The following is a 16,760-nucleotide window of genomic DNA, read 5'->3' on the forward strand; positions in this document are numbered from 1 at the left end:
ATTTGTTTATAAAAAACTCGTTGATAGTTGCGATTTCATAATACTAAATTTTATTACCATTTTCATCAAATTTTGTTTTCATATAATCTTCAGCTTTTACTCTATAACTTCCCAAATTAAAAAAATTATTTGAGCCTTCACCTTTTGTAGCTGCTTCTATATGGCAATGCCAATACTCTTTCTCAATACCATGTCCTTTAACCCCATTTGGCAACCCGCTATAAGAAGCATTGCCTGTACTTCCAGATTTCGCTACTCTTTGCCCATGCTTTACTTTATCTCCTTCTTGTACATAAATCTCATCTAAATGACAATATAAAATAAAAATTTCGTTGCCATCCTTATCTTTAGATTTTATCATCAGAGTATTTCCTAAACTATGCTCTTTGTATTCATTTGTTTTAAATGTATCAACAATTTTTCCCACAGTGCCACACATTAAAGAATGTACATCTTTATATATAGGACCTGACAAAATATCTATCCCTTTATGACCACGAGTTGAATTATAGCCATAACGGTTGTTATTTTTACCTCCATTATCACTACTTATTTCTGGATTATCCCAAACATCTGCATAGTTAAAACATTGTGAAAAATCATCAGGACAAGTATCATTATTACAACCACAACTATATCCAAATTCTTTTAGAAAACCTTTTTTAATATGTAAATCTGATTTTTCTTCCAACTCTTCTTTAAGAAACTTTTCATAATTCGCTTTACAATCTTCTTTTGTTTTTGTAGGCTGACCATAAGGAGAATCGGGAAGACTTGCCCAACAAAGAGCTGACAACAAAACTGCTTTTTCATAATTATTATCTAAAATCATTTTAATAATGTCCCCATTTTGTCCTTTAAAGCGTTTTCTTCTTTCTTTTGCTATGTTCTCCTTTTCGTAATCTCTAATTTTTTTTTCTTTATCTTTCCAATATGTTGGATTATAAAAATTATTAGGCCTCTCATCTTGGTAACTATGTTTTAAAATTACTACACATAATTTGTCTTGAGATTCTTGATTGAAATTTGGAATATTATATTTGGTTCTATAAGTGGCTAGACCATCATAAGTGTCAGCCACTATTTGATAAGCTCCAGCAGCAGAGGAAGAATATTTTCCAGAAGTTATTACCTCATGTGGATGGTCATTCATATCAGAAAACTGTTTACCACTGTATTGTCTTGTATAGCCTTTTTCTCCATCTGTTCCTTCACCAACTCTTAACATCCTCATAAATGCTCTTATTCTAGCTTCGCACTCACATTTTTTCCCTATCTCAAAATACTCCCCATCTTTTTTTCAAAAATTCACCTTCGTGTTTTTTAACGTTACCTTGGCATTCTGCCTGTAGCCATAGGTATTCGGTCGGTACTTTGTAGGTGTCGAAAGTGATTTTTTCGCCTTTGTCATACGAGGTATTTGCCAATGATTTTACAATATCCTCAGCTTTAGAAAATTTTTTATTTTTAGCTAATTCGTCTTTTATTTTTTTAATAATTACGCCAGCAACCGTTTTTTTCTTAGCATCGGTACTAGTGTCATTTTTACCTCCAAAAGTATATGTATACTGTCCGTCTTTTATTCCAGCCAGTTTTTCTTTCCACTTTTTTAAATCTTCATCAGATTTTGGGCGTAGCTTAATTTTTATTTTAGCTTCTCCTTTTTCTACTGTAGCTTTTAATGTGGTTAGTTCTGCACCCTCTTTTTTCGCTTCTTGAACGGGTAAATCGGCAGTTTTAGCTATTAAAATTTCTTCTTTTTCTTTTATTTTAATGTTTACTTCTTTCCCATCTAGCAATACGGTTTTTGCTACTACATATATTTCATCTTCTAGTGGAGCATTCTTGATTTTAACAAAATTAGCCCCTAGCTTATAGAGGTCAAAAGAGATTACTTCATTTTTAGCATAAGTAGTTTTAGTTAAAGCAGCTTTTATATCTTCTAGTTTCGAATATTTTTTATCTTTCTTTAGGTCTGCATCTACTTTTTTCTTTATGATAGTGGCAATTTTGTCTTTATCTATATTTTTATTATCACTTTTAAATATATATTGATGATTTCCAGTTTTTTCAATTGTTTCCTTTGTAAATTCTTCCTTGGCAAAGTAAGCATCAATAATAGCTTCTACCGAAGCCTTCTCACTCTTCGTTTTCCCCACAATAGCGGGGCTTTTTCCCTCCGGGATTTCAATGGTGTGGGGTTTGTCTCTTAGGGCGGTTCCTTGGGTTTCTACCCAATCCCATATTTCGCCTAAGGTTTCGGAAATAGGGTTTAATAAGCCACTTTCCTCTTTCTTGCTTTTTGGTTTTTCTTCAGCTGGAGAACCTTTGGCTTTTTTTATTCCCGTAGGCTGAGAAGGTGGGGTATTTTCTGTAGGTAATGGATTTTGTATATCTACGTTTGTTGTTGTGTGCTTTTTATTTTTGTAATATTCTACTGTTACATAAAATTCTAGTTCTCGTATATCTGTTTCACCTTGCATGGCTTTCTTCATCAAGGCTTTGGTTAGCATAAAGTCTACTACAACATTACCATATAAATCTACTTTTGCCTTCTTTGTATCGATGAGTTTGTTAGAGGCATTGTGTCCGCTGCCTTTTGCGTCGTCTTCCCATAAGGTAAATAAGATTTCTTTGTTAAACATATTTACACAATGCGCTTTGGCTCGTAGTTTTTCTGTAAAACTAAAAACACTTCCTTTACTATCGTCTACATAGGTTAGGTCTACTTTGCATATTTTGGGGATTCTGCTGGCTTTGGGGGTTATGATTAATCCGCCTCCTTCGGGTTGGTATAAATAGGCTTCTAATCGATAGGTTTCTCCTGCCGAAGATTCGCCAAAGGTAAAACTGCTGTCTCCTTTTTTCTTAACATGGGTGGTGGTAAATCTTCCATCGCTTCTTTTTTTGAATAGTTCCCAAGTAACGTTGGCTTTTTCTCTTTCGGATAAGGGGGTATTGGGGTACCATTCGGATATGTGGTAGGTCATTTTTTCGCCTACTGTGGGCGAGGTTACGCCTGATATTACAGATATCCCTTTTTTCATTATAAATCTGTTTTTTAGTTAGTTTTTAATGTTTAAAAATATTTTGTTAAACATTTGGTTGTTTTGTCAAATTTAAATATTCTTATCAATTTTTGTACTTTTTATTTACTATTATTTTGATATTTGTGTTATTGTGTAGAAAATCAATCTCATTTTAATTGATAAGGAATTGAAGAAAATAAAATAGTGGAGGCTTTTTTTATTTATAAAAAAGACAGATTTATACGGAATGATATTATCATATTATGTCTTTTCTATTTCCCTTCTTTTATATCAGATATGCCTCCTTTATTTTTTAGTTTGTCAAGGAACGTACAACAAAAAACGGCATTACGGCCGTTTTTATTTATTTTGATACAATTCTTGATTTGTGTACATAGCCTTTTTTACCATCTTTTGTCTCGATATAATACCATCCTTTTTTGCTTTCCTCAACATCTTCTTCAATACATTTAAGAACTATTATATGTTCATTGGTATTTATTTTTGTCATAATATCTGAATTTGAACTTGGCTTACTTCTTAGATTTGAATAACCATCTTTGTCAAAAATCATATTTGAATTAAATTTTTTATTTAAAAGAATAATTATTTCATCTATTTTTGACTTTTCCTTTATGTAAAAGTTTTCGTTTTCTTTTACATCTCTTTCAATTAGAAGTTTTTGTTCAGATTTTCTTTCGTTTGCCATTTCTATATTTGTCAAATTGACTATATAATTATTTGCAATAATAATTTTCACAGCATTAAAGTCTTCATTTTTTATTGCTTCTTGCATAATTGAATCAAGATAGTTTTCTAATTTGAATTTTTTGATAAAATAGTCTAGCCATTGACTATTTACATAGTATTGTGAATCAAAATAAGTGGAATTGTTAATTAAAATTTTTAAATTCTCTGGATCGAAATCTTCAATTGGAATACTGTTTTCAAATTCAGATAATTTTTTTTTAAATTCTTTTTGTTCTTCATTGCTTGGATTAACTAAATCGCTTGGAGTAAAATTTATTTGAGATCCTTCATTGAATAAATTGCCAAATTCTATTGAATTTTCTTGATTTTCTAAACTGTTACTTTCTTGATTATTAAGTTTAGATGTGTCTTCCTTATTTGAATCGTTAAAATTATTTGTTATATAATTATCTTTTTTGCAAGAAAAACACACAACTATTAATGCTAGATAAATGAATTTTTTCATTGGTTTTTACTTTGTCAAGAATGTTGAGAAAAACGGTTTTAAGCCGTTTTCTATTATTTAAATTTTAGATAAACTTCCATCAGAGTTTAATTTATAACTTTCTATTTTTTTATAAATCTTGGAAAATCTCATTTCGAAAATATCTATACTTAGATTTTTATTTAAAGTAAATGTTTTAGCAGTATAAGTCAGATCTTCGGGTGCATCACCATCTAATTGAATTCCTATCAGTTGTTTAGAAATCAGTATATTGTTTTTTACATTTATCATTAAATGATTTAAAAAATATTCTTCTATATCATCACGAATTTGAATTATGTATGTCTCGAAAGATAACCCACCATTATCAATATGATAAATTGCATAAGGTTTGTTCTTGTTGATTTTTTTATTAATTAAACTAGTGACTAAGTTCAATTCATTACCTTGAATTTGAGGATATCTTTTATCACATTCAGCATTATTTTTTAAGTAACAGTCATTTGTGTATTTTTGATAATCAAATGGGAGAGATACTAGATTATTTGAATTGTTGTTATTGCTTGATTTTTTTCTGAAAGTTATTAAGTAATCAGAGTATTGTAAAATTAGATAGCCATTAGTAAAAACGGCAATACCACCCTCCATAAAAAAATCCTTAAAGGGATACTTTTGAGAATCTTCATAACTCACTTCAATATAATCAACTTCATTTTGTATGTTGATTTTGTAATTTTTGGACAGATAGTCAGAATAATATTTGTATATATAATTTTGACCAAATAAATTTTTCGAATTTGATTTATTGACAGTAAATTGGGCTTTAATATTATTTATAATGATGTTATTGTCAGTAATATTAATTTTTATCGATTTCAATCTTGATACAATTGAATCTACAGTTTTGTTATTAGATATTTGTTTTACTTCAATTAATTCAAAGTTTTCTTTTTTTTCTATTAAATCATCAGAAGTACTATCTTTTTTATCTTCATTAATTGGTAAAGTATTTGTTATTTCTGTATTTGAAATAACATTCTCTTTTCTAAACCATTTTTAGAATCAGTCTTACATCCTGAAACTAGGAATAATAAGTTGGTTAAATAAATAAAATCATTTTTATAAGTTTAATGTGTTGAATCATATATATTATTTTTAAACATTTTAATTTCTGCATTTCTTCTTTTTACTAAACCAGAAGTTCCTCCATTTGTGACATCTTTCATTTCATTAGCTCCTGCTTCATATTCTTTATTATTTATATTTTTTTTAATTTTTGTCTCACCATCATTTTTGCCACCTGTATTTAAAAAATTTTCCCCAGTGTTAAATACTAAACTTACTAAAGCATCATATTCATATTGATATAGAGGAGCAGTGATGTCTCTTTTTACGGAATTTTCGAATTTTTTTAATCTAAGCTCAAATAATTCATTTGCTCTTTCTTTGGTTATTCCATTTTTAAATTCATCAGGAATTGTAATATCCTCACATTTTTTTCTTTTTATTAAATGACCATACCCAATAGTACAATATCCTTCAGAATCATTATAAGCCTTAGGCTCAAATTTTTCCCAATCTTTTATGAATTGTTTGCCTTTATCCGATAGTTTTAGGGTTTTAGGATCAACTCTTTCATTCGAGTCTTTTTTTTCAGCTTCTGGTTTACCTTGAGGTGTAAAACTTCTAAAACAATTACACAAATCATTTAATCCCATTTCTCTTGCTAATTGAACTATGCTCTTACCATTTAAGGACTGACTATTTTTACAAAAATATTTATCTTCTAAGTAAATTGCATCAAATCGTCTAACATCAAAATGAATCCAACTAAAAGTATGATCAAATCTAACACTCCCATTTTTTTTATATAACAAATCAATTTGTTCAATTGAAAATTTATTTGGATTTGTCCAATTTTCTTGTCCTCCTAAATATTTTATATAAAATTCATCCCTAATTTTTCGCAATGTTTCCAAATTCTTTTTTTGTTCACCTCTGATATTCCAATCCCCTTTACTAAACTGAATATCAATTGCTTTTCCTTGATGATTTGTTGTTGTGTAATTTTTAAATCTACATCTGTATCCAGATGAAATTAAATCTAGAGAATAAATAGTTTGCTGGCTGAAATAAAATTTTAAAGTTTTTAAACCAAACAATAAGCTTCTATGTATGCCCGGATATTCATAATTATGATTTGCTTCATTATGAGGTTTTTTTTATATGTGCCTTTTCCAGTATGATCACCAAAACCATCACAAATATTTTTTTCTTTAATTACTCTTAATTTAGAACTAGCTTGTCTACCTTTGGTTGAACAACTACATTTTAATTGGTTCCAAAAAGGCACACCTATATCAAACTTAGTAGAAAAATCATCAATCGCTCTCAAAACATTCCCACAAACCTTACCCGTTTCAGGAACTTTCATATAATCCCGTTGAAACTGTTTAATCATTTTTTCGGTGCGGTCTGTAAATTCATCAGTCGGGACATTTCCGCCAAAACCCGCTAAACGAATATTAATTTCTCGTATGAGTTCACTCTTGTCTCCTTTTTTAATGCAATATCTTTCACCACAGCTTGTACCTGTAGTGGAAGTCTTCTCCACTTTCGTTTTCCCCACAATAGCGGGGCTTTTTCCCTCCGGGATTTCAATGGTGTGGGGTTTGTCTCTTAGGGCGGTTCCTTGGGTTTCTACCCAATCCCATATTTCGCCTAAGGCTTCGGAAATAGGGTTTAATAAGCCACTTTCCTCTTTCTTGCTTTTTGGTTTTTCTTCAGCTGGAGAACCTTTGGCTTTTTTTATTCCCGTAGACTGAGAAGGAGGGGTATTTTCTGTAGGTAATGGATTTTGTATATCTACGTTTGCTGTTGTGTGCTTTTTATTTCTGTAATATTCTACTGTTACATAAAATTCTAGTTCTCGTATATCTGCTTCTCCTTGCATGGCTTTCTTCATCAAGGCTTTGGTTAGCATAAAGTCTACTACAACATTACCATATAAATCTACTTTTGCCTTCTTTGTATCAATGAGTTTGTTAGAGGTATTGTGTCCGCTGCCTTTTGCGTCGTCTTCCCATAAGGTAAATAAGATTTCTTTGTTAAACATATTTACACAATGCGCTTTGGCTCGTAGTTTTTCTGTAAAACTAAAAACACTTCCTTTACTATCGTCTACATAGGTTAGGTCTACTTTACATATTTTGGGGATTCTGCTGGCTTTGGGGGTTATGATTAATCCGCCTCCTTCGGGTTGGTATAAATAGGCTTCTAATCGGTAGGTTTCCCCTGCCGAAGATTCGCCAAAGGTAAAACGGCTGTCTCCTTTTTTCTTAACATGGGTGGTGGTAAATCTTCCATCGCTTCTTTTTTGAATAGTTCCCAAGTAACGTTGGCTTTTTCTCTTTCGGATAAGGGGGTATTGGGGTACCATTCGGATATGTGGTAGGTCATTTTTTCGCCTACTGTGGGCGAGGTTACGCCTGATATTACGGATATCCCTTTTTTCATTATAAATTTGTTTTTTTATTACCAAATTTCATTATTATCACTGTTAATTTCTTCTTGAAATTCTTCAAAATTCAGAATGGGGTTGTATAGATGTTGTTCGTGTGGATTGGCTTTTTTAACTTGGTTTTTACTGGTTTGACTTTCTTGTCCGTGTTTTAAAATGGTAATTTTACCGCCTGTACTGCACATTAACTCGGATATTTCGGTGACGCATTTTTTGTCTAAAATTTTTACTTTATCATAGGTTTTAGTCCATTTCCCTGCGGCTGCAAAGGAGCAGGGTAAATACCCTCCGGAGCTGGGTTTTAGTTTGCATTGTCCAAAGGGTTGTGCTGTTGGATTTAGTTGTATATCTTCTTCTGTTACGGCCAAGTAATCAGACTTGCCTTGGGAATCATTCCAATAATGTTTGGTATGACTGGTTACTTTAAAGGATGGAAATTGAAACCCTTGGTTGCACTGACATTGTCCTTTTGTACGACAAAGTGCTTGCCTTCGTGTGGAGTGGAGCTGGAGGAGTCAGAACTTGGACTTGTTTCTTTTTTGCTGCTTCTTTGGAACTCTGGGATACTGCTACTTCTGTTTTTGTATCGTTGTTCTGTGGGGCATTGTTTTCTTGCTTTTCTTTTATATAAGGGGCTTCTTCTGCTATTAGAAGCTCTTTTCCTACTACGACTTCTGAATCTAATAAGTCTTCTAAAGGACAATATATGTTGTGAAATGCGCGAAGGCTGGCTCCGTCTTTTATGGCAAATTTCTCCGCTAGGCTATTGAGTGTGTCGCCTTTTTGTACTCTATATTTTTTCATATATAGACTGGTTTAGTTTGTTTAGTTAATTTATTTTTAAGGTATGCTTTAGATATATTTCTTGGTTATTTTCTATCTTAAGTTCGGCTTCTACTTTTAGTAATTGTTTTTCTTTTTTGGAGGTGTAATAAATAAAAGTTATACTTCCTTGCCAATTTGATAGATCTTCTTCTTGGGTATCTATTGTATTATGGGAATATTCTATAATTTTTTTACGTAATATTTCTTCAAATGTGCTCCCTTCTTCATAATTTGATGTAACAATTGTTTTTATATAGTCTGTGTTTTCAAAATTATGTTGTGTTATAACTGCACTTTCTACGTTATACGAATTGGCTTGATAATAAAAAAATCATTTTTTTCTTCTTCACTAAACCAACTCATATTGGGAAAAAGGACTTGGTATAATAAGGTTGAACAATAACTCTTTAGAATTTTTTTCTATCTGTTAGAGTTTTCTCAAACTTATCAATATATGCTTGATTTATTTTTCCTGAAAAATAAGTTAAAAGGTCTAATTTTCTTTCTTTAAATTTGTTTATTATTTCTTGATGATTTTTTATGTTTATTATCTGACCTCCAGAATTTATTATAAATTCTATCGGATATATTGTGTTCATACAAGCTATGGCTAATGTAGAAATCTTATCTTCTGGGGTTTCTTCTTCTTTTTGAAAATAGCTGTTTGCTAATGATACTATGATTCCTTCTTTTTCTCTTGTGGTTTTTAGGGTCGCCTTATAACTTACTGTAAAGGGAGCTTTTGCTGATGATTCTATTGTTTCTTCTATATTGTAACTGGGTTTATAAAAATTATGAGGTAAGTAGTGTAATGGTAGACTGTTAAGGGTCTGATTTTTTTTTCAAACTCTTTAAACTCTTGGATTTCTTGTGAGGAAGGTAATAGGATTGCACTAATTCCTTTTAGATGATTCTCTTCTATTATTTCTTTTAGATCGCAATAGGTATTATGATATTGTCTGAGTGTTTGACTACTGATTCCTAATTTTTGTGCTACAGATTCTAAGGTATCTCCTTTTTTTACAATATGCATTGACCAACTAATATTCATCTCGTTTTTGTTTGTTTTTTAGCGATAAAACAGAAATGTTTTATCAAGTTGATTTGTATTTAAAATCTTTTAATGGAAGATGTTCTTTTATTTTAATAGTCTTGTATTGAAACTGTTTGTTAGCCATATTTATACTTGTATTAAAACATGTTATTGTGTCATAAATTTACATCTTCTTCAATTGTGTTTTTTTACCCTATATAGCTTGTTTTTTTTCATCAAGATATTGTTTTTAATTTTATATTTATTTTTTTTACAATAAATATCAAATTTATCATTTTAAATTACAAAATAATTATATTTTGCTGTTTTTTATGGAAAATTTTATTTTTACCCTATTTATTACCGTATTGAATGTAATCGTATTTTTTGTTTAACCTAATCAATAGGAACGATAGGAATGAATAGAGGAAATTGTTTATTGGATAAAATTATAGTAGAACTATTTTTTTATTCGAAGCTATGAGAACTGTTTTTTTATAACTTTTAAAATTTATTTTTTTGAATGTTTTTTTGAAATAAAATAAAAAAGTGAAAATCGTTTAAGATTTTCACTTTTTATCTAATTAATTTTTCAGCATCGAAAAAATTTCATCTTTTAAAAATAACATTTTAGCTTTTAACTCGTGCATGTGTGCATCTGTAGTGACTTCTGCTCCAGAATTGTATCGGTGAATCTCATGTTCTACTTCATGGTATTCATCAAATAGTTTTCTAAAATGATTGTCTTTTGTTTTTAAATCATGAATTTTTTCAGTGAATTCAGGGAATTCGTTCAGTAGGTTGTGTCTTTCCATTTTTGCTTATATTTAAATTATTATTATAATTCTATATTGATTTTTCTTTATCTCTTTTATTTACAATGTGGTGTGCTTTGAATTAATAAACTCATGGTACTGGGAGATAAAAAAGGGATATTTAATCCTAATCCTCTAAAAACAAATAATATTCCCACTCCAATAACTGCTATGGGTATTATTTTTTGAATTTTACTTCGTATAGGGATTGTTAATAAATTAGCCGTGTATACAACTGTTGCCATCATCGGAATGGTTCCTATTCCGTACAAAGTCATATATAGGATACTTAAATGAATTTTTGCATTGCAATCGCTCCAAAAAGTGCTACATATACTAATCCACAGGGTAAAAATCCGTTGAGTAAACCGATCATAAAAATAGAGGGATAGCTTTTCTTTTTAAATTGCTGTCCTAATGACGATTTTAATTTAGTTAATATTGTTAAGATGGGCTTAGACAAATTATATTGGGCGAAGACTTTTTCTGGAACTAAAACTATTACTATCATTAAAATGCCAATCATAATTGACATTTTTTGCTGAAAACCAGCAAGAAAAAGCCCTCTACCCAACAAACCAAAAAACAATCCTAATAAAATATAGGATATGATTCTTCCTATATTATAGGTTATAATTTGTATAACTTTTGTAAGTTGATTAGTTCTATCAACTGGCAACATCATAGCAATAGGTCCGCACATACCCACACAGTGCAAACTGCTAATTAAACCTAATATGAATGCTGAGTATATCATTTTTTTATGATTAGCAATAACCATATACCTATTATTTTAAAACTATTATTTAGTAGTTTATGGCATACGATTATTGTTTGCTATTATAAATTTACTTTCTCTTTATTCAAATATTTGTTTCCTTGGTATTCCCAGTCAATAGTAATGTCCCAACGACCGCCAATCAGCTTGGTTTTAGGTATGAGCAAATTGGAAGAAGATAACGATATGGGCACATCGAAATCTAATTGCTGATTAGACGGTCTATAAAAGGACACCTTACCTATTATATTTTTGTAATCAAATGATTTTGGAAATTTTATTATAAGTCCTTCTTTTTTAATTTCTAAAATAACCTTTTCGTTTAGATTGAGAGCATTTTTTTCTTTATCTAATTGATCTTGGTATCCTATTTCTTTTTTATAATATTCTTCTGTAACCATTTCATGATCGTATTCTTTTGTTCCTTGTACTTTAAATACAAAGTATAATATGAATGTGATAAATAACCCAAATGCTATCACAATTCCTGTTCCCCAATTTGCTTTCATAATTCTATTATTACATACCTTTTTTTTAACTCAATAAAACCATTTTATCCATTTTTATGTCATCTTTTTGTTTTATTAAAGTTGAACTATACTAATTAAATTTTCTTGGCCCTAAAAAATTACTAGTAGTGGTTTCTATTAACCTTTTATTATTATAAATTTCTATTTTTATTTTTGTCTTATCTCCTTCCAAAAATGCTGGATGAATTTCTACAAACAAAGTTCCACTGGGCTAAATTATCTTTTTTAACCTGAACACTTTGTTTACCTACTATTTCAATTTTTCCTTTTGGACTAACTAATTTAAAGGTTACGTTTTTAAAATCATCCATGGTTTTGTTTACTATTTTATAAGTAAAAACATTTGTAATATTTTCTCCTTTATGCTGAAATAATTGTCCTGTAAACGTAATACAGTGGCTTCTACATCATTTCTTAAAAATAGCATTCCTATAAAAATACCTATTAAAATACTTAAAACGGCTACATATCCTTTCATTCGAGTTGTAAAAACAAATTTTTCTTTTTTACAATCTCATTTTCACTTGCATAGCGTATTAAGTTAATGGGTAAGTTTACACTTGTCATAATAGCATTACACTCGTCTATACAAGCAGTACAATTAACACACTCTAGCTGAACTCCATTTCTAATATCTATTCCTGTAGGACAAACATTTACGCATTGATGACAATCAATACAATCTCCTTTTCCTAATAGTGTTCTATCTTCTCCTTTCCTAAATTTTCCTCTTCCTTTTTCGCCTTCACCTCTTACGTGATCATACGCTACATTGATTGTCTTATTATCTAACAAGACTCCTTGCATACGACCGTAAGGGCAAGCTATAATACATACTTGTTCTCTAAACCATGCAAAAACAAAATAAAAAACGCCTGTAAAAATTAAAAGAGCAATTAGGGTCGTTGTATTTTGTAAGGGTCCTTGGCGTACCATGTCTAATACGGAATCACCTCCTATTAAATAAGCTAAGAAAACATTGGCTATAAAAAGGAGGCTATAAAAAGAGCATCCATTTGGTTAATCTTTTTCTTATTTTTTCAGCATTCCATTCTTGTTTAGCTAATTTAATTTGCGCTCCTCTATCCCCTTCTATCCAATATTCTATTCGTCTAAAAACCATTTCCATAAAAATAGTTTGCGGACAAATCCAACCACAAAAAATGCGCCCAAATGCTACTGTAAATAGAGCTAATCCTACAACTCCAATGATCATTGAAATTACGACCAAATGGAAATCTTGAGGCCAAAATGGAAATCCAAAAATGGAAAATTTTCGTTCTATTACGTTAAATAATAAAAACGGACTGCCGTTTACTTTTACAAAAGGTGCTGAGAAAAGAAATATTAACAAAAAATAACTTACTATTTTTCTTTTATCATATAATTTCCCACTTGGTTTTTTAGGAAAAATCCATGCACGTTTTCCCTCTTTGTCAATAGTTGCAATGGTATCTCTAAAGCTATCTGATGGTAAATGGCCTGCCATAATTTGTTATTTTTTATGTCATTTTGAATAAAACAGAGTGAAATGGAGAAATCATATACAATATTTTTATACTTATAGCGGATTTCTCCCTTTGTTTCAAATGGCAACTAATTTTATATTTAGTATTATTTAGCTTTAGTTGAATCTACAGTTGCTGAAATGTTTTGAGTTGCAGGCATAGTTGTAGCGCCTTCTTCCCATAGATCTCCTTCGGGTGCTTTAGCTCCAGCTGGATTGGTACCTTGTAAACTCAATACATAACTTGCTATTTTCTGTATATCTGATGGTTTTATTTGATCTTTCCATGAAATCATACCCTTACCAGCACGTCCACCTTCCATAATGGTATTAAATACATTTTTAATTCCGCCGCCTAAAACCCAATATTTATCTGTTAGATTGGGACCTATTGCTCCTCCTGCATCTGCCTTATGACACGCAATACAGTTTGTTTGAAAAATAGCCTTACCTGCATTAATACTTTCAGCATCTGTTAATAAAGTAACATTTTCTTTGCTCATTAAATCGGGGGCTGTCTTCTTATATTCTTCTACCTGAACTTTTGCTATAGTCATTTCTTTTTCAAACTCAGTTGTTTGATCATCATGACCTAGCATGTGAAAACGGACTAAATAAATTAATGCAAATGCAATGGTCCCATAAAATAGATACACCCACCAAGGAGGTAAAACATTATCCAATTCTTGAATTCCATCGTAATTATGATTCATAATTAACTCATTTTCTTCTTCTACTTTACGAGAACGAGTTAATTTTTGTATAATTCCTTTAAAAAATTGAGTTTCAGTAAAAGGTAGATTTTCTTCTAATTCTTTTTCTTTACGTTGTTCTTCAGTTAATAAAGTATCTAAAACTTTATCTGTTGCCTTAAGGACTAACTCTACAGCTATCAGAATTAACAAAAAAATCAATAAAATAACATTTAGTATAGGGTACTTAATAAAAGCTGGACGGTCGCCCGAGTCTATAAAAAATTCCATCGCCATGAAAAACAAGGCAAAAAATGCTGGAATTCTTACGTATATAGGAAATATTTTTTTCATAATGCTTAAATTTTATTTTTTAGCAGTATATATCTATTATCTTATTATGTTTGATATAGAGCTACAATCTGCTATAAAACAGCCGTTTTATGTTTTATAAATTTAAAAATTCGTCTGTAGTACCTTCAGCAAAAGGCAAATTACTTAATTGATTTATCTTTTCTTTTTTATAGGTAAAAACCCAACAATACAATCCTACAAAAAAGAAGAAAAAGATTAACAATGAAATGATAGGATATATCTCAATTCCTGTGATATTTTCCATAGTATGTTTAACAAACTTCAACATAGTTTTATTTTTGAGAATCTTTAACTTTTATATCAGTACCTAAACGTTGTAAATAGGCTATTAGAGCTACAATTTCACGATCCTTCATAGGAACAAATTCTTCTTGACGGATTTTAGCATTTTTTTCGCTTTCAGCATAACTTTTTACAAAATCTGGATCATTTTTCAAATTTGTCTCTATTTTAGCTGATTGCTCTGCAATAGATGTTTTGGCATTTTTGATGTCTTCTTCGGTATAAGGCACTCCTAATGTTTGCATTACTTTCATTTTTTTCTCAATTTGAGAATAATCAGCAGATTTATTATCAAATAACCATTTGTATGCAGGCATAATAGAGCCCGCTGATGTACTTTGGGGATCCCACATGTGATTAAAATGCCAGTTATCATTATACTTACCCCCAACTCTAAATAAATCGGGACCTGTACGTTTTGATCCCCATAAGAACGGATGATCATATACATATTCACCTGACTTAGAATACTCTCCATAGCGTGCAACTTCTGATCGGAAAGGACGAATCATTTGGGAATGACATCCTACACATCCTTCACGGATATATAAATCACGTCCTTCTAATTCTAAAGGAGTGTAAGGTTTTACACTTGAAATAGTTGGAATATTAGATTTTACAACGATTGTTGGAATAATTTGTATAATTCCTCCTATTAAAATGGCTATTGTAGCTAAAACTGTTAATTGAACAGGTTTTCTTTCTAACCAAGCATGAAATTTTTCATTTTTTAAACGATATGGAGCAATCGTAACTAGAGCGGGTGCTTCGGCTAATTCATCTTCTACTGATTGTCCGTTTACAACTGTTTTATAAGCATTATAAACCATTACTAACATTCCTATCAAGTACATACTTCCTCCTACAGCACGAATAGCGTACATAGGCATGATTTGAGTTACTGTTTCTAAGAAATTACCATATACTAACGATCCGTCTGGATTAAACTGTTTCCACATAGAGGCTTGTGTAAAACCAGCCACATACATTGGTAAAGCGTACATGATGATACCTAATGTTCCTATCCAAAAGTGGAAATTAGCTAATTTTTGGGAGTATAATGATGTTTTTGTTAATCTAGGTAACAACCAATAAATAATACCAAAAGTCATAAAGCCATTCCAAGCTAAAGCACCAACGTGTACGTGTGCCACGATCCAATCCGTAAAATGTGCTATGGCATTTACATTCTTTAATGATAACATAGGGCCTTCAAAAGTAGCCATACCATAACCTGTAAGCGCTACTACAAAGAATTTTAATACAACATCCGTACGTACTTTATCCCAAACACCTCTTAAGGTTAAAAGTCCGTTAATCATACCTCCCCAAGAGGGCGCAATTAGCATTACAGAAAATACTACCCCTAAATTTTGCGCCCAATCAGGCAAAGCTGTATATAACAAATGGTGAGGTCCTGCCCAGATATATAGAAATATTAAAGACCAAAAGTGAATAATTGATAATCTGTAAGAATACACGGGTCTGTTAGCTGCTTTTGGCATGAAATAATACATTAAGCCAAGAAAAGGAGTTGTTAAGAAAAAGGCAACCGCATTATGTCCATACCACCATTGTACCAATGCGTCTTGAACGCCTGCATAAACAGAATATGATTTTAAACCATTAACTGGTAATTCTAAACTATTAAAAATATGTAATACTGCTACCGTTACAAAAGTGGCTATATAAAACCAAATGGCTACATAAAGGTGTCTTTCTCTACGACGTAAAATAGTCATAATCATATTAACACCAAATACTACCCAAATTACTGCTATAGCAATATCTATTGGCCATTCTAGTTCTGCATATTCTTTAGAAGTGGTATAACCTAAAGGTAAAGAAATAGCAGCCGCAACAATAATTAACTGCCATCCCCAAAAATTTAGGTTACTTAAAAAATCGCTATACATTCTTGTTTTTAATAATCGCTGGATTGAGTAGTAATAACCAGCAAACATTGCATTGCCCACAAAAGCAAAAATGATTGCATTTGTATGCAGGGGGCGTAATCGTCCGTAGCTCAACCACGAAATACCATCTGTAATATTAGGGAATAAATACATTGTTGCTAACAATAGCCCTACTAACATACCTACTACCCCAAAAACTATGGTTGCGTATATGAACTTATTTACAATTTTGTTGTCGTAATAAAATTGTTGCATTTCCATAA

The 16,760-nt window shown here is 30.9% G+C and carries 15 protein-coding genes and 3 pseudogenes; all 18 read right to left on the minus strand.

Features of this window, described 5'->3' with window-relative positions; genetic code table 11:
- Window positions 1–43 precede the first annotated feature (43 nt).
- The 18 genes and pseudogenes from JJC05_RS01905 to ccoN all read right to left on the minus strand — a co-directional run bounded on the left by JJC05_RS01905 (window position 44) and on the right by ccoN (window position 16,758).
- On the minus strand, window positions 44–1,234 hold the full coding sequence (locus tag JJC05_RS01905; protein WP_508625124.1) for a peptidoglycan DD-metalloendopeptidase family protein: 1,191 nt from the start codon (window positions 1,232–1,234) through the stop codon (window positions 44–46).
- A gap of 43 nt (window positions 1,235–1,277) precedes the next feature.
- Window positions 1,278–3,047, minus strand: coding sequence for a hypothetical protein (locus JJC05_RS01910; protein WP_235878096.1), 1,770 nt, complete (start codon window positions 3,045–3,047; stop codon window positions 1,278–1,280).
- A 346-nt stretch (window positions 3,048–3,393) separates the two neighbouring features.
- Entirely contained in the window at window positions 3,394–4,245 is an 852-nt protein-coding gene (locus tag JJC05_RS01915; protein ID WP_235878097.1) for an SH3 domain-containing protein, read from the minus strand.
- A 57-nt stretch (window positions 4,246–4,302) separates the two neighbouring features.
- Window positions 4,303–5,103 carry a hypothetical protein gene (locus JJC05_RS01920; protein ID WP_235878098.1) on the minus strand — a complete coding sequence of 267 codons (801 nt, stop codon included), beginning with the start codon at window positions 5,101–5,103 and terminating at the stop codon, window positions 4,303–4,305.
- A gap of 248 nt (window positions 5,104–5,351) precedes the next feature.
- Window positions 5,352–6,386: a lysozyme gene (locus JJC05_RS01925; protein ID WP_235878099.1), complete on the minus strand. Its 1,035-nt coding sequence runs from the start codon at window positions 6,384–6,386 to the stop codon at window positions 5,352–5,354.
- Entirely contained in the window at window positions 6,374–7,615 is a 1,242-nt protein-coding gene (locus JJC05_RS01930; protein WP_235878100.1) for a peptidoglycan-binding domain-containing protein, read from the minus strand. Before JJC05_RS01930 ends, JJC05_RS01925 begins: the two co-directional genes overlap by 13 nt.
- Window positions 7,501–7,740, minus strand: coding sequence for a hypothetical protein (locus JJC05_RS01935; protein WP_235878102.1), 240 nt, complete (start codon window positions 7,738–7,740; stop codon window positions 7,501–7,503). The genes JJC05_RS01930 and JJC05_RS01935 overlap by 115 nt, the downstream gene beginning before the upstream one ends.
- A gap of 18 nt (window positions 7,741–7,758) precedes the next feature.
- Window positions 7,759–8,154, minus strand: a pseudogene (locus JJC05_RS01940) (DUF4280 domain-containing protein); the annotation flags it as partial.
- Between the two features lie 13 nt (window positions 8,155–8,167).
- The gene (locus tag JJC05_RS16395; protein WP_258929408.1) at window positions 8,168–8,548 is read right to left on the minus strand and encodes a hypothetical protein; all 381 of its coding nucleotides are present in this window, start codon (window positions 8,546–8,548) and stop codon (window positions 8,168–8,170) included.
- A gap of 428 nt (window positions 8,549–8,976) precedes the next feature.
- On the minus strand, window positions 8,977–9,168 hold the full coding sequence (locus JJC05_RS01950; RefSeq protein WP_235878103.1) for a hypothetical protein: 192 nt from the start codon (window positions 9,166–9,168) through the stop codon (window positions 8,977–8,979).
- A gap of 167 nt (window positions 9,169–9,335) precedes the next feature.
- On the minus strand, window positions 9,336–9,620 hold the full coding sequence (locus tag JJC05_RS01955) for a LysM peptidoglycan-binding domain-containing protein (RefSeq protein ID WP_235878104.1): 285 nt from the start codon (window positions 9,618–9,620) through the stop codon (window positions 9,336–9,338).
- Window positions 9,621–10,186: 566 nt separating this feature from the next.
- Window positions 10,187–10,417, minus strand: coding sequence for an HP1242/YdcH family protein (locus tag JJC05_RS01960; RefSeq protein ID WP_088391614.1), 231 nt, complete (start codon window positions 10,415–10,417; stop codon window positions 10,187–10,189).
- Between the two features lie 56 nt (window positions 10,418–10,473).
- Window positions 10,474–11,174 (minus strand): annotated as a pseudogene (locus JJC05_RS01965) (sulfite exporter TauE/SafE family protein).
- Window positions 11,175–11,257: 83 nt separating this feature from the next.
- Window positions 11,258–11,704, minus strand: coding sequence for a FixH family protein (locus JJC05_RS01970; RefSeq protein ID WP_105196775.1), 447 nt, complete (start codon window positions 11,702–11,704; stop codon window positions 11,258–11,260).
- Between the two features lie 91 nt (window positions 11,705–11,795).
- Window positions 11,796–13,214: pseudogene (gene ccoG / locus JJC05_RS01975) on the minus strand (cytochrome c oxidase accessory protein CcoG).
- A gap of 125 nt (window positions 13,215–13,339) precedes the next feature.
- Window positions 13,340–14,278, minus strand: coding sequence for a cbb3-type cytochrome c oxidase N-terminal domain-containing protein (locus JJC05_RS01980; RefSeq protein ID WP_105196777.1), 939 nt, complete (start codon window positions 14,276–14,278; stop codon window positions 13,340–13,342).
- A gap of 94 nt (window positions 14,279–14,372) precedes the next feature.
- Window positions 14,373–14,567, minus strand: coding sequence for a CcoQ/FixQ family Cbb3-type cytochrome c oxidase assembly chaperone (locus JJC05_RS01985; RefSeq protein WP_088391606.1), 195 nt, complete (start codon window positions 14,565–14,567; stop codon window positions 14,373–14,375).
- A gap of 4 nt (window positions 14,568–14,571) precedes the next feature.
- A complete protein-coding gene (ccoN, locus tag JJC05_RS01990; RefSeq protein ID WP_235878105.1) occupies window positions 14,572–16,758 on the minus strand; it encodes a cytochrome-c oxidase, cbb3-type subunit I in 2,187 nt (728 codons plus the stop codon).
- Window positions 16,759–16,760 lie beyond the last annotated feature (2 nt).

The sequence above is a fragment of the Flavobacterium davisii genome, from assembly GCF_019565505.1.
Lineage (GTDB): Bacteria > Bacteroidota > Bacteroidia > Flavobacteriales > Flavobacteriaceae > Flavobacterium > Flavobacterium davisii.